The following is a 14,236-nucleotide window of genomic DNA, read 5'->3' on the forward strand; positions in this document are numbered from 1 at the left end:
GCGTTGGCGCCGGAGAACGGGCAGGTCTTGCGGCGGCGATGGAACGGGCGCCGGGTCGGGATCTGGTTGATGTCGACCATTATTCTGCACCCCCTTCAACAACGTTCTCGCGCGGACGGCGCGGACCACGGTCGTCGCGGTCGCCGAACGAACGCGGGCCACGGTCGCCGCGGTCGCGGTCGCCGAACGAACGCGGGCCACGATCGCCACGCTCACGATCGCCGAAGCCACCACGCTCGGAGCGCTCCTCGCGCTTCTGCATCATGGCCGACGGACCTTCCTCATGCGCCTCGACCTTGACGGTCAGGAAACGCAGGACGTCTTCCGACAGGCCCATCTGGCGCTCCATTTCGTTGAGCGCGGCCGGCGGGCAGTTGATGTCCATCAGCGTGTAGTATGCCTTCCGGTTCTTCTTGACCCGGTAGGTGAGGGACTTCAGTCCCCAGTTCTCGATCCGGCCGACCGATCCGCCATTGGCGGCGATGACGCCCTTGTACTGTTCGACAAGCGCATCGACCTGCTGCTGCGACAGGTCCTGCCGGGCAAGAAACACATGTTCGTAAAGAGCCATTATGTCCTAGTGCCTTTCTTCGTTTCTCTGGACCGGCCCTCGCGGCTAAGCCTCTGCAACTTGTCTGACCCGGCAAGGCGGGGAAGAAAGGAGCATCGCGAGACGGTCGAGAGCGGAGACACGGGAGGCGGAAGCGCTTCTGGCTTCGCGGCATGGCCTTTGATAAAAAGCCACGGCCCTCCGTTCAGCCCCCAGCAAGGACCGGCAGATTGCGGGCGTCTATACAGCAATTCCCGTGGAAGGCAAGGCGCAAGGCAGGAGCAGCGGGCCGAATACGCGCTCCACGGTGTCGCAGCCCAGGATGCAAGGGGCTGGCGACGCCGCTTTCATCGGTTTCCCGGTAATCCCGTTTTAACCACCATGCAAGGTTGCATCCGGTTGCAACCACTCATTTATCATGGGTGGCGCATCAGGGTACGCGTGGGGCCGCGTTGCGGTTGAAGGTCGGGCAATTCCGGGGGTAGGGAATGCTTCTCAGGCAGTTCTGGCGCTCAAAGAGCGGCAATTTCGCATTGATGCTGGCGCTCGGCGTGCCGGCGGTCCTGACCGCGATCGCCTTCGCCACCGACGTCTCGACGCTGATGCGGGCCAAGAACAACCTTCAGAACGCGGTGGACGCCGCCAATCTCGCCTCCTCGCATCTCGGCGATGCCGACGCGTCGCGCACCGATGTCTTCAACCGCTACTTCCAGGTCAACGTGGCGAACCATGGCGAACTCGCCAATGCGCAGGCCACGCTCACCGTCGACAAGGGCATCAACTTCGTGAAGACCAAGGCCGTCGCCTCCGCCGACGTCAATCTCAACTTCGCCTTCCTGTTCGGCGGCGAAAAGCACATCACCGTCAACGCCTCGGCGGTCGAATCCAACAATCAGCTCGAAGTGGTCCTGGTGCTGGACAATACCGGCTCGATGGCCGGCGCCCGCATCAGCGCGCTCAGGCAGGCGACGAAGTCGCTGCTCGACCATCTCGAGGCGGTCAAGTCGCCGACCCGCCTGGTGCGGGCATCGCTGGTGCCCTTTGTCACCGCCGTCAATGTCAACGGTTCCGGGTTCGATCCTGCCTGGATCGACATGGACGGCAAGTCGTCGACCAACGGCATCAATTTCCCCGTCGTCGACGGCAAGCGGCCGAACCACATGGCGCTGTTCAAGCAGCTAGGCCTGAAGGGCGGCTGGAACAACACGGGCTGGAAAGGCTGCGTCGAAGCCCGGCCCGGGACGCTGAACATCGCAGATACGCCGCCTGACCCGTCCAAGCCAGACACGCTGTTCGTGCCCTATTTCGCGCCGGACGACCCCGATGTCGCCAGGAAGCCCTCGGCCTCCTATGGCAATTCGTCCACCGGCTACAACAACTCCTATCTCGACGACACCATCGACAACAGCAAGCTGAACCGCAACATACTGGGCATCGATCTCAGCGGCTTGCTGACTGGGCTGCTCAATGCGCTGCAGACCGCGGATCTGAAGACGATTGCGAAATACGTCGCCTCGACGAGCCAGGTGATCACCGAGACCGGCAACCCGGTCACCATCGGCCCCAACCGCGCCTGTCCGACGCCGATCGTTCCGCTGTCGGATGATTTCGACAAGCTGCGCACGGCGGCCGCCCAGATGACCGAATGGAATGGTTCCGGCACCAACGTGTCGGAGGGGCTCGCCTGGGGTATGCGGGTGCTGTCGCCGCAGCCGCCTTACACCGATGCCGCGCCATGGAAGACGCCGGGCGTCACCAAGGTCGTCATGCTGCTCACCGACGGCGAGAACGTCGTCTACGGCGCCAGCAACACGCCGCAGAAGTCGGACTACACGTCTTACGGCTACCTTGCCGGCGGCCGCTTCGGCTCCACCAGTCAGACGGCCGCGGCGCGCAACGTCGACGGCTGGACCAAGGATGTCTGCACGCAGCTGAAGAACCAGGGCGTGCAGCTCTATACGATGGTGCTGCAGGCCGACACGGCGGCCAACCGGTCACTCTACAGCGCCTGCGCCTCCAACCCGAGCGACTATTACGCCGTGGAGGATCCGGCCAAACTGCCGAACGTCTTCCAGGCGATCGCCGACAAGTTCTCCAGGCTGCAGCTGACGAATTGAGGGCGCCAAGGTCACCGGGCGCTTTGCTGCCCGGTCGGGCCCCCTTCAATACGCCAGCTTGTAGAGCGTCCCTGCCAGCACCTTTATGGCGTCGACGATGTCGTCGATCGAGGAGAATTCCTCGGGCGTATGGCTTCTGCCGTCCTTGCTCCTGACGAATATCATTCCCGCCCGGGCGATCCTCGACATCTGCTGCGTGTCGTGGCTGCCGCCGCTGGGCAGCGCGCCGAGCCTGATGCCTTGCTCCTCGGCGGTAGCCTTGATCGCCGCCACGACCTCGGGGTGGCAGATCAGGGGCGCCTGGTTTTCCAGCACCGTGATCTTCACGCCGAGGCCACGGCGGTCGGCGACCTCGCGGATCAGATTTTCGTGCAGGGAATAAAGCCGCTGCACGGCGTCCGGATCGGGATGCCGGGCATCGATCATGAAACTGACCTTCGCGGGAATGATGGCCGGCAGATTGGGCTCCACATTGACCTGTCCCACGGTCGTCACGGCTGGCCGTCCCCAGCGCTCGGCCGTCGAGATGACGCCGCTGGCGATTTCGGCAAAGCCCGCCATCGGGTCGCGGCGCGCGTCCATCGGAAACGCGCCGGCGTGATTTGCCTCGCCGGTCAGCTCGACGCGGTAGTGGCGAAGGCCGTTGATCGCGGTGACGAGACCGACGCCGAGCCCGGCGGCTTCGAGCACGGGCCCTTGCTCGATGTGCAGCTCGACGAATGTGTCGATGTCGTCGCGCTCCGCCGTCGCGAGCGCGTTCGGATCAAGCCCGGCGTCCTGCATGGCCTGGCGAATGGAGACACCGTCGTGGTCCAGCAGTTCGTCGAGTTCGCGCGGCTCGATACAGCCGGTGATGGCGCGCGAGCCCCAGAGGCTCGCCGCGGCGAAGCGGCTGCCTTCCTCCTCGCAAAGCGCCAGCACCTCCAGCGTGCGGCGCGGCTTGCCGAATTGCCTGGCAAGCGCGTCGATCGCGACCAGCGCGGCGATGGCGCCGAGGGCGCCGTCATAGCGGCCTCCCGGCTTCTGGCTGTCGATATGCGACCCGGACACGATCGAAGGTCCGGCCTCGCGGCCTTCAAGCCTTCCCCACACATTGCCGACCGCGTCGTGATGCACGGCCAGGCCCGCTTCTGCGCACCAGCCGGCGAAATGCTTGGCTGCCGCCACACACTCCGGCGAATAGACCGTGCGCCAGACGCCGGTGCCGCTATGCGCGCCGAATTCGCCGAGGTCGAGGATCAGCCGCTCGACATGTTCGGGGTCAATGTTGATCGGTTGCGCCACGGCGTTCTCCCTTGCATCCCGTTCAGCCTGCACGGCGGTACCTGAACCGTCGTTTCTCTTTTCCTAAAGGTCAGTTTCCACATCTCATAACCAATGGCGAGCCGCCGGTCTTATGAATGCGTTGCTGGTATCGACGCAGATCGGGGATTGAGCACGATGATAGAATTCATTGCGGGACCCAACGTGGAAGGGCTTGCGATTTCGGAGGCCGTCCGCGCCGGCGATTTCGTATTCCTGTCGGGTCTTGCCGGTTTCGGTCCTGATGGAGAGATCGTCAGCGGCGGCGTGGCGGCCGAGACCGATCGCATCATGCTCGAGGTGAAGGACATCCTGGGCAGGGCGGGCTTGCGCCTTTCGGACATCGTCAAGATCAGCGTCTATCTGCGGGAGGCAAAAGACGCCGGCGAGTTCGAAACCGCCTACGCGAAATATTTCCCGCAATCGAAGCCGGCGCGGATCGTCACGGTCGCCGAGTTGCTCTATGGCGGACTGGTCGAGCTGGAGGTCGTCGCCTATGGGGCGGAGGCGGGAGGCCGCGAGGAGCCGTGAGGCTCAGTTGAACGACCGCTCTTCGCGCAGATAGTCGTCGATACCGGCCAGGCCGCTTTCCAGGTGATGCGGGTCGACGCCGAAGCCGACACGGATATGGCCCTCGATGCCGAACCAGCTACCGGCGCAAACGAAGACGCCCTTGGCCCGGCGCAGTCCGTCCACGAAAGCCTCCGACGGAACATCCATGTCGTAGCGGAGGAATGCCATGCCGCTTGCCTGCGGCACGACCCAGGACCAGCCGTCGCGCCCGTCGAGCCATTTGGCCACCCGCTGGCGGCCGGCAGCGAGGATATGGCGACCGCGCGACAGCAATTTGCCGCGGACAGGTTCGCGCAGCGCTCTTTCGGCAATGAATTGCGAGACGACGCCGGTGCCGATGCTCGTATAGTCCTGGAATCGGTGACACTCCGCCACCAGGGCTTGCGGGCCGATCATCCAACCCATCCGCAATCCCGGACAGCCGAACGATTTCGCCAGCCCTCCGGTCACGATGACCCGCTTGCCCATACCGTAGATCGTCGGCGCGTCGACGGCGTCGATCTCCGAGCCGCGATAGATTTCATCGACATGCAGCCAGACCCCCGTGCGGTCGCTGAGTTCCGCGAGCGCCCGCCGGGACGATTGCGTGAGCGTCGTGCCTGTCGGGTTATTGGGATCGCACAGGGTGATCAGCTTCGTGCGAGGGCCGATTGCCGCTTCCAGCGCGGCGATATCGGGCTGCCAGTCATCGCCCGGCCGCAATGCGACCTGCGTGACGTCGATGCCCAGGCTGTGCGCAAGGCCATCGATCTGCATGAAGTTCGGCACGACGACGATGATGTGGTCGCCGCGTTCGGCAAGTGCCATCAAGGTGAGCAGGTTCGCTTCCGACGAGCCGTGCGCGATCAGCACGTTTTCCGAACCCGCTCCGGGATACCAGGCGGCGACGGCGTCGCGCAGTGATGGTGTGCCGTCCGTATAGCCATAGCCCAGGGGCAGGGCGGCGAGCTCGGCCAGTTCGGCTTCGGACAGGATGTCGGAGATGGCCGCGGGGTGAACGCCGCTCTCCGTCAGGTTGATGGCGACATCGTTCTCGTAAAGCGTTTGGCTTCGCTCGAGGATGAAGGTCGGAATTCGCATGCGGCACCCCTCAGTTTGTTCGCGCGACGACCGCTTTGGCGATCATGATGTCCTGCACGGCGACACCGGTCAGGTCGGCCACCGTGATGTCGTCAGGCGAGCGACGGCCCGTCTTTCCGGAAATGACGTTTCCGAGCTCGACAATGCCCTCGCGCCGCAACACGCCGGCGGTTATCGCGGCGCGTATCTCTCCACGCAACTGGCATTGCTGTATGCTGTCGGCGACCACCATGCCAGCCGACTTCAGGATCATCGGATCGATCTCGTTTTTCTCGGGCGTATCCGATCCCATGGCGGTGATATGCGTGCCGGGCTTGATCCAATCGGCGAGCAGGTAGGGCTCGTGCGCCGCGGTCGTCGTGACGATCAACTGCGCCGACGCGGCAACCTCTTGCGGGCTCGCCGCGACGCGCGCGTCGTAGCCCATGCGTGCGATATCGCGCACGGCTTCTTCCGCCCGACCGCTGTCGCGCGCCCACAAGACGAGGTCCCGGCATTGCGTCACGCGGCGCAGATAGTCGGCCTGCAGGCGCGCCTGCACGCCGGAGCCGCAGATGCCGATGGTCGCCAGCCGCGGTGGCGCCAGGTGACGCGCTACGACCGCGCCCGCGGCGGCGGTCCGGTGGTTCGTGAGCTCGCCTTCCTCGAGAAGGATGCAAACGACCTGTCCCGTCTTGGCGGAAAGCACCAGCATGCAGCCTGAGAATGGCGGCAGTCCCAATTTCGGATTGTTGAAAAACCCGGTTGCGAGCTTCACGACGAACACATCGTCGCCGCGCACGGCGCCATATTTGATGTGAAGCTCGCCGTTTTCATCCGGGAACAGCAGTTCGCCCACCGGCGGAACCTCGACCTTTCCCTCGGACAAGGCGACGAAGCCGCGCTCGATCTCGCCGATAACATCGATGTCCGGCAGTGCTTTCAGGATTTGCTCGAGCGGCACGACCTTCGTCAATCTCGTCTCCCCGGGACCGATCAATTCGATAGCCGACCGCCTAGCATGGGACCGGTCGCCGGTTGGTTGCCTGATTTGGAAAGCTGGCTTGAGCATTTAGGTAACGCATGAAACTTCGGCTGCACTAATTCTGGAGCCGTAAAAGGCCGAATTTGAAGCGACGCAGTCGCGCTATATGCAAACGCTACGTCCGCTTCGGCCGGGAAAAGAAGATCGTCGGGCGGACCTGAGGGATGGCGCTTCGTCAGCTCGCGGCATTTGCCCGCGGAATACAGGGGAACAAGCTATGAGAAACAGACTGCTTGGTTTGATCGGCGCGCTGGGTATCGCCCTGACGCCGGTCATGGCCGCTGCCGAGGACATTACATTCGCCACCGAGGCCGCCTATCCGCCGTTCAATTTCCGCGCCGCGGACGGCTCGATCGCGGGCTTCGAAATCGAGCTCGGGCAGGCTCTCTGCAAGAAAATGAACCGCACCTGCACCTTCGTGGCCCAGAACTGGGACGGCATGATCCCGGGGCTGCTGGTGAAGAAGTTCGACGGCATCTTCGCCTCCATGACCATCACCGAGGAGCGCAAGAAGCAGATCGACTTCACCGATCCCTACTATCGCACGGCCGCCTCCTTCGTCGCGCCCGACGCGACCAAGATCGATCTCGCCGACAAGGCCCTTGGCGGGCTGAAGATCGGCACCATTCCGGGCGTGGCGGAATGCTATCTGGAGAAGACCTATCCGGCCGCCAGCATCCAGGTTTACCAGAATGCCGAGGACATGTTCCTCGATGTCAGCGCCGGCCGGCTGGACGCCGTCTTCTCCGACAGGATCCAGCTTGACTACGGCCTGCTCAAAACCGAGCGCGGCAAGGGTTTCAGCTTCCATGGCGACCCGGTCAGCGAACCCGGCTGCTTCGGCGCGGGCATCGGCATCGGCCTTCGGAAAGAGGACACCGAACTGCGCCAGGCGTTGAACAAGGCCATCAAGGAAGTCCGCGACGACGGCACCTACAAGGCGATCAACGACAAGTATTTCAGCTATGACATCTACGGCAAGTGACCGGCGTGCTCGCACCCGGCCGCGTGTGATCCCCGAAATCTGGACTGACCGTGGCTGATACCCTCGCATACCTGCCTTTCGTCCTGCGGGGCATCTACGTCACGGTCGCGCTCAGCGTCTGCTCGCTCTTGGCGGCGACGGTGCTGGGCCTGCTCGGAGCCTGGGCGAAATCATCGGCATTCTCGGTCGCGCGTCGTGCGGCCGAGACCTACACCACGCTGGTCCGGGGCATTCCCGACCTCGTGCTGATGCTGCTCCTCTACTATGGCGGGCAAGCGGTCGTGAACCGGATCGGCGATGTCACAGGCCTCTGGAAGAGGATGGACCTCGACCCGTTTACCGTGGCCGTCGCCGCCATCGGCGTGATCTTTGGTTCGTACATGACTGAAACGTTCCGGGGCGCCTACCTGTCCATCCCCCGCGGCCAGGGCGAAGCCGGGAAGGCCCTCGGTCTCAGCCGCTGGCTGCTCTTCAGGCTGGTCATCTGGCCGCAGCTCGTGCGCTACGCCCTGCCGAGCTTCACCAACAACTGGCTGAGCCTGATGAAAACGACGGCCCTGGCTTCGGTCATGGGATTGGAGGATATCGTGAACAAGGCCAACGCCGCCGGTCGCACGACCCATCAGCCTTTCTCCTTCATCTTCATCGTCCTGCTCGTCTACCTCGCTCTTACAGCCCTGTCGGACGTGGGACTCGGCATGCTGGCGAAGCGGCTTCGCGCCTCGGGACGTGCCTGAGATGAACGGCGCGTGGTCCCGTCTCCAGGAGTTCATGCCGATCGATGTCGGCGTCATTATCGACAACTGGCCTCTTTTCGCCCGGGGCCTGATCAACACGTTGCTGCTCGTCTCGATACCGCTTCTGCTCGCGGGCGCGCTTGCCATTCCCCTGGCGGTGATCCGGGCGCGAAGGATGCGCGTCCTCAACAGGCTGGTGTTCTCCTACACCTATGTGTTTCGGGGCACGCCGCTGCTCGTGCAGCTTTACCTGCTCTATTTCGGCGCGGCCCAGTTCGACTTCGTGCGCCATTCGTTTCTCTGGCCCCTGCTGCGCGAGGCGTGGTGGTGCGCCTTCCTGTCCATCACGCTCTGCTCCGCTGCCTATCTCACGGAGATATTCCGGGGCGCGATCGAGAACGTGCCGACAGGTCAGGTCGAGGCTGCCAAGGCGCTCGGCCTGTCCGGCTTCCAGCAGTTCTGGCTGGTCGTCTTGCCGTCCGCCTGGCGACGCGCGCTGCCGCCCTTGTCCAACGAAGTGATCTTCACGCTGCATGGCAGCGTGGTCGCGAGCACGATCACCATCATCGACGTCCTCGGCGCGGGCAGGATGCTGAACAACAAATACTACCTCGCCTCCGAAGGCCTGCTCGCCGCCGCCGTCATCTACCTTGCGCTCACCTTCCTGATCACCGCGGCGTTTCGCCGGATCGAGCGCAAATACCTCTCGCATCTCAAAGTATCACGATCCTGAAGGAGCCTGACCTTGGACAATTTCGCGAACACCGAGAGCCGCCTCGCATCGTTGGAGGTTTTTCCGCCGGCACAATCCTACGTCTACCTCGATGCGGCATCGGTCGGCCTGACGCACAAGGGCGCGGCCGAGGCGATCAATCGCTGGCAGACTCAGCTCGCCGACGATGGAACGGTGGCCTTCGACGAGGAAGCCGAGGTCAAGTGTTTCGATGAACTGAACGCGGCCACCGCGGAACTTTTTAACGCGACGCCTGCCGACATCGCGGTGGCCTCCAGCGAGACGGTGCTGATGTCGTCGCTGGCCTGGGCGGCCATGCCTAAGAGAGGGTCGACCATCGTCGCCACGACGATCACGCATCCCAGCACCGTCTATCCCTGGATGCGGGTTGCGCAGCACACTGGCGCCGAGATGCGCTGGGTCAAGCCAGGCGACGGTCTGGCCATCGATCCGGAGGAACTGCTGGGCGCGATCGATGACAACACTTCGGTCGTCTGCATTTCGCATGTCGAGTACGGAACCGGCCAGACCTATGATCTGAAGGCAATCGCCGACAAGGCGCACCGCCATGGAGCGCTGTGCGTCGTCGACGGAACGCAGTCGGCGGGGCAGGTCGTGGTCGATGCCGTGGGCAGCGGCGTGGATGCCGTGGCGACGTCCACCTACAAATGGCTTTGCGGCCCCTTCGGCACCGGCCTGATGTATGTCTCACCGCGAATGCAGGAGATGAATCCCGGCCTGCTGGGCTGGCGATCTCATAAGGACATGTGGGATTTCCAGGCCGACAGGATCGAGCTGCCGGCAGGAGCGAAACGCTACGAGTTCGGCACCATGGCCTATGGCACCGCGATCGGCGCGACGGTCGGCCTGCGCTACCTGCTCGACACAGGCGTGCGCAAGATCCAGGAGCACAATTCGAAGATATCGGCCCAATTGGTCGAGGGGCTTCGTGAACTCGGCGCCGAGGTGCTCGGACCGACCGATCCGGCGCAGCGTTCGGCGACCGTGGCGGCGCGGTTTGCGGGCAAGAACAGCGCCGAATTTGCGAAGACCTTGAAGCAGAACGACGTGATCGCCTCGCTGCGCAAGGATTTCATCCGCTTCTCGCCGCATTTCTACAACTCCAGCGACGATATCAGGCGCGGTCTGGCTGCCATCCGCGCGGCGCTCTGAGCACCTTACGGAGCCGCTTGAAGGCGCCCCTGCAAGCCCCTAACATTGCTCAGGCGGGCGCAGACATTGTCCGCCTTTGCAATGATCAGGCATGAACTGGCCACATCGACTTTTCACCGGTGAGATCGGCGACGCCGAGATCAAGTTGCTCCGCATCTTCCGCACCGTCGTCGATTGCGGCGGCTTCTCGGCGGCCGAGGTCGAGCTGGGCGCGTCCAAATCCGCGATCAGCAAGCAGATGAGCGACCTGGAGATCCGCCTCGGCATGCGGCTTTGCAACCGTGGCCGGTCGGGCTTCAGCCTGACGCCGGAAGGCGAGCGGGCCTATGCCGCAACGAGCCAGTTGCTCGCCTCGTTGGAGATATTCCGCTCCCAGATCAACGATACGATGGCCGGGCTGACCGGCACGCTGTACATCGGCCTGGTCGATACGATCGTCACCCAATCGGACTCGGCGCTGCATCGCGCGATCTCAGCCTATTGCGGCAAGCACAAGGATGTCGGCCTCAGGGTCATTTCCGGATCCTCCGCCGAGATAACCCGCTCCGTCCAGGAGATGCGAATCCATGTCGGCGTGACGGTGCTGGAATCGGAGCATCCCGACATCTCGGCCGTGACCCTCTTCGAGGAAGTAAGCCATCTCTATTGCGGGGCAGGGCACCCGCTGTGGCCGATCGCTGACAGCGGCATCCAGATCGCCGACCTCTCCGGACGGGCGTTCGTGCAGCACGGCTATTCCGAGGCGGAGCGATCCTATGTCGATCGCATGAACATGTCCCTCAAAGCGATTTCGCATGTGACCGAGGGGGTGCTGTTCCTTATCCTGTCGGGGAGCTATCTCGGCTTTCTCCCGACCCATTTCGCGCGGATATGGGAGGAGCGGGGAGAGATCCGGCCGATCCTTGCCGGCGACGTGGTCAAGAAGACGAAACTCTCCGCGATCGCCAACCGCAAGATCGTCAAGAACGCGCTGATAGGCAGCTTCCTCGATGAAATAGCGCGGCAGTAGGCGCACCGCGCTTGGACGCAACCGTCCGAAGCTGCGCCTGCAGGCGACTCAGTTTGTATGTGTGGTAATGCGCTGGCCCCTCCGGGGAAAACCAGCATGCTCTCCAAGGATGCGGCTTGTACTGAACTGCTCCGGCTCATGATTCAGGGAGGCTCGCCCCGTCCGGCGCAAGCATTGCCTTGATTTCCTTCTTGGCCACCTTGCCGTAGCCCGACTTGGGGAGCGCGTTCCAGAACCGAATAAGCTTCGGCTGCTTGTAGCGAGCAATCCTTCCCGTCAGCCAGTTGTCCAGTTCCGCAACGGTAATCGACGAGTTCGCCTTCGTCACGCATACCGCCACGCCAATTTCTCCCCAGACGGGGTCTGGCATTCCGACAACCGCGACTTCGTGAATGTCGGGGTGGGCAAGGATCTTTTCCTCGATTTCGCGGGGATAGATGTTCGACCCGCCCGATATGTACATGTCAGACGCCCGGCCGGTGATATAGAGAAAGCCGTCGCTATCCAGATGGCCGAGATCTCCCGTACGGAACCAGCCGTCGCGGAACGCTTTCTGGTTGGCCTCCGGGTTATCGTAATAGCCCGCGAAGACGGCTGGTCCGATGACGCATATCTCCCCGGTCTGTCCCGGTGGGACCTCATGCCCTTCCGGCGTTCGAATGGAAACCTGCATGGCCGTACGCTCGAACCCGCAGGTCCCGATCCTGGCTCCGTGACCGTCGTCGATGTGGTGGTGGTTCGGCGGAAGGACCGTGATGTTCCCCGTCACCTCGCCAAGGCCGAAATATTGCACGAGAACCGGCCCCAGCTTGGCCAACGCGACCTTCTGGTCGGCGCGATACATCGGCGCGCCGGCATAGACGACATGGCGCAGCGACGAGTGATCGTAGCGATCGACCGACGGATGCTCGACCAGCAGCTTCAGTATGGTCGGAACGGTGAAGATGTTGGTTATGCGCCATTTCTCTACCAGAGCCCATGCCGCTTCGACGTCGAAACGGTCCGTGTCCAGGAGCACGGTGGCGGCGCCGCGGGCGACTTGCGTCAATTGGTGGACGCCCGCTCCGTGGGAGAGGGGGGCGACCACCAGCGAGGCGTCTTGCTCGGTCGTGCCCGGCATGAGGTCGCAGAGATGGTTCGTGATGACGAACGCCATCTGGCCGTGCGTCAGCACGGCAGCCTTGGGATGCCCCGTCGTTCCCGACGTGAACAGGAACCAGCACGGGTCGTCGCGGTCGACAGGTGCCGGCTCAATTCTCTTGCCGAGGTGCTCCGCGACGATGGCGTCATAGTCCGGACCGAACGAAGCGGCGCCGATGCTTACGTAGAAACGAAGCGAACCCGAGGCAGCCGCGCAGGCGGCTTGATGGCCGGCAAAGGCAGCATTGCAGATCATTCCCACGGCGCCGCTTGTCTCGGCCTGATAGGCCACCTCGGAAGGTGTTTGGCGGAAATTGGTAGGCACCCACACTGCGCCGATCCGAAAACAGGCGAACATGGACTCAAACATCTGGTTGCAATTCTGCGACTGCACCAGCACGCGATCCCCTTTGCGGACTCCAAATCGATCGACCAGGGCCGAGGCCATGGCGTCGATCCGCTGGTCCAGTTCTTTCCAGGTCAGGATTCGCGCCCGGCTCACAAGCGCGACGCGATCAGGGTGGCGGCGTGCCGCCTGGGTGACGAAATGTGCGAGGTTCATGACCCGCGTGGAGACAGGTTTCACGGTGCCGATTGGGTTTTCGCTCATCTTGCGCGTTCCAGTATCGAGACATAGTTGGTGACCGCAGCGCCGCCCATGTTGAAGACGCCGGCAATGGCGGCGCTGGGTATCTGCATGGCGCCTGCGTCGCCCGTGAGTTGCTGCGCCGCCATCACATGCATCGAAACGCCGGTGGCGCCGAGCGGATGCCCTCTTGCCTTCAGGCCGCCGGAAGGATTGACCGGAAGCCGTCCCGATCTCTCGGACACGCCATCCTGGATCACCTGGTGGCCCTGGCCGCGCTCTGCCAGTCCCATGGCCTCGTACTCGATCAGTTCGGCGATGGTGAAGCAGTCATGCGTCTCGACGAGATCGAGATCGTCGAGGCATAGGCGCGCTTCGCCCAGCGCCTTCGCCCAAGCGCGCCTGGCGCCTGCGAATTCGGTCGGGTCGCGGCGGCTCAAAGCCATGAAGTCGTTTGCCTGCGAGCGTCCTCGAAACGACAGCGCCCGTTGCAGGGCCGTTGCCGTAGCCTGATCCGCGATGACCAGCGCGGCGGCGCCGTCCGACACAAGCGAGCAATCCGTTCGCCGAAGCGGTGGCGCAACGAGCGGGTTCCGCTCCGAGACGGTGTTGCAGAACTCGAATCCAAGGTCCGCGCGCATATGCGCTATCGGATTGTCCATAGCGTTGCGATGGTTCTTGGCGGCTATCGCGGCCAGCGCCCCCGACCGGTCGCCGTATCGCTGGAAATAGGACTGGGCGATGCGCCCGAAGACCCCGGCGAAGCCACCTTCGATTTCGGCTTCCTCCTTCCGATAGCAGCCGGACATCAAGACATCGCCGACCTGGTTGGACGGAAGGCTGGTCATCTTCTCCGCGCCGATGACCAGCGCGATCCGTCCACGCCCGGCCTCCACGAAGTCGAGCGCCCCAAACAACGCCGCCGAACCCGTCGCGCAGGCGTTCTCGAACCGGGTGGCAGGCGTTTCCGCGAGCGCCGGGTGGTTCATGCCGACCAGCGCCGCCTGGAAGTCCTGGCGCGAGAAGCCGTTGTTGTAGACGCCGACGAAAATGGCATCGACATCGGTAGCCTCGATACCTGCGTGGCGCAGTGCCGGTCCCGCCACTTGCGCCATCAGCGTTTCGGTGTCAGGGGCGGCCGACTTTCCGAAAACCGAATGAGCCCAGCCGACGATCTGTGCCTTGGTCATGGTTCGTCCTCCGGCCGCCGCGTCGGCGCCGTTGAAA

The 14,236-nt window shown here is 63.5% G+C and carries 13 protein-coding genes and 1 pseudogene; 7 read left to right on the forward strand and 7 right to left on the reverse strand.

Translation table 11 applies throughout. The features are described from left to right. A pseudogene (locus Q0L57_RS10345) lies at positions 1-80 on the reverse strand (30S ribosomal protein S18); the annotation flags it as partial. After that, positions 80-571 carry a 30S ribosomal protein S6 gene (gene rpsF / locus Q0L57_RS10350; RefSeq protein ID WP_296742135.1) on the reverse strand — a complete coding sequence of 164 codons (492 nt, stop codon included), beginning with the start codon at positions 569-571 and terminating at the stop codon, positions 80-82. The gene rpsF and the pseudogene Q0L57_RS10345, both read right to left, overlap by 1 nt. Before the next feature lie 467 nt (positions 572-1,038). On the opposite strand from rpsF, the gene Q0L57_RS10355 reads away from it, so the two are divergent. Next, positions 1,039-2,667 (forward strand): pilus assembly protein, encoded by a 1,629-nt coding sequence (locus Q0L57_RS10355; RefSeq protein WP_296742138.1) that lies wholly within the window; start codon positions 1,039-1,041, stop codon positions 2,665-2,667. A 45-nt stretch (positions 2,668-2,712) separates the two neighbouring features. Here the strand turns inward: Q0L57_RS10355 and Q0L57_RS10360 are convergent, their stop codons facing one another. Further along, complete coding sequence (locus tag Q0L57_RS10360) at positions 2,713-3,951, reverse strand: Zn-dependent hydrolase (protein WP_296742141.1); 1,239 nt, start codon at positions 3,949-3,951, stop codon at positions 2,713-2,715. A gap of 156 nt (positions 3,952-4,107) precedes the next feature. Between Q0L57_RS10360 and Q0L57_RS10365 the strand changes: the two genes are divergently transcribed. After that, on the forward strand, positions 4,108-4,500 hold the full coding sequence (locus Q0L57_RS10365) for a RidA family protein (RefSeq protein WP_296742143.1): 393 nt from the start codon (positions 4,108-4,110) through the stop codon (positions 4,498-4,500). 3 nt (positions 4,501-4,503) lie between these two features. Here the strand turns inward: Q0L57_RS10365 and Q0L57_RS10370 are convergent, their stop codons facing one another. Next, on the reverse strand, positions 4,504-5,622 hold the full coding sequence (locus Q0L57_RS10370; protein ID WP_296742145.1) for an aminotransferase class I/II-fold pyridoxal phosphate-dependent enzyme: 1,119 nt from the start codon (positions 5,620-5,622) through the stop codon (positions 4,504-4,506). Between the two features lie 10 nt (positions 5,623-5,632). Further along, entirely contained in the window at positions 5,633-6,577 is a 945-nt protein-coding gene (locus tag Q0L57_RS10375; RefSeq protein WP_296742147.1) for an ornithine cyclodeaminase family protein, read from the reverse strand. A 286-nt stretch (positions 6,578-6,863) separates the two neighbouring features. Here Q0L57_RS10375 and Q0L57_RS10380 point away from each other — a divergent pair, with 286 nt between their 5' ends. From Q0L57_RS10380 to Q0L57_RS10400, 5 genes are all read left to right on the forward strand, one after another. After that, positions 6,864-7,631: a transporter substrate-binding domain-containing protein gene (locus Q0L57_RS10380; RefSeq protein ID WP_296742150.1), complete on the forward strand. Its 768-nt coding sequence runs from the start codon at positions 6,864-6,866 to the stop codon at positions 7,629-7,631. Positions 7,632-7,681: 50 nt separating this feature from the next. Then, on the forward strand, positions 7,682-8,368 hold the full coding sequence (locus tag Q0L57_RS10385; RefSeq protein WP_296742152.1) for an ABC transporter permease subunit: 687 nt from the start codon (positions 7,682-7,684) through the stop codon (positions 8,366-8,368). A 34-nt stretch (positions 8,369-8,402) separates the two neighbouring features. Then, positions 8,403-9,101, forward strand: a complete 699-nt coding sequence (locus Q0L57_RS10390; RefSeq protein ID WP_296742154.1) for an ABC transporter permease subunit — start codon at positions 8,403-8,405, stop codon at positions 9,099-9,101. 12 nt (positions 9,102-9,113) lie between these two features. Next, the gene (locus tag Q0L57_RS10395; protein WP_296742158.1) at positions 9,114-10,274 is read left to right on the forward strand and encodes an aminotransferase class V-fold PLP-dependent enzyme; all 1,161 of its coding nucleotides are present in this window, start codon (positions 9,114-9,116) and stop codon (positions 10,272-10,274) included. A gap of 91 nt (positions 10,275-10,365) precedes the next feature. After that, positions 10,366-11,283 carry a LysR family transcriptional regulator gene (locus Q0L57_RS10400; RefSeq protein ID WP_296742160.1) on the forward strand — a complete coding sequence of 306 codons (918 nt, stop codon included), beginning with the start codon at positions 10,366-10,368 and terminating at the stop codon, positions 11,281-11,283. Between the two features lie 136 nt (positions 11,284-11,419). Here Q0L57_RS10400 and Q0L57_RS10405 read toward each other — a convergent pair whose 3' ends face one another. Both Q0L57_RS10405 and Q0L57_RS10410 read right to left on the reverse strand, forming a co-directional pair. Then, positions 11,420-13,033, reverse strand: a complete 1,614-nt coding sequence (locus Q0L57_RS10405) for an acyl-CoA synthetase (RefSeq protein WP_296742163.1) — start codon at positions 13,031-13,033, stop codon at positions 11,420-11,422. Further along, positions 13,030-14,199, reverse strand: a complete 1,170-nt coding sequence (locus Q0L57_RS10410) for an acetyl-CoA acetyltransferase (RefSeq protein ID WP_296742165.1) — start codon at positions 14,197-14,199, stop codon at positions 13,030-13,032. The genes Q0L57_RS10405 and Q0L57_RS10410 overlap by 4 nt, the downstream gene beginning before the upstream one ends. Between the last annotated feature and the right edge of the window lie 37 nt (positions 14,200-14,236).

Origin of the sequence: Mesorhizobium sp. (genome assembly GCF_024509055.1) — a bacterium.
In the GTDB taxonomy this organism is placed as follows: Bacteria; Pseudomonadota; Alphaproteobacteria; order Rhizobiales; family Rhizobiaceae; genus Mesorhizobium.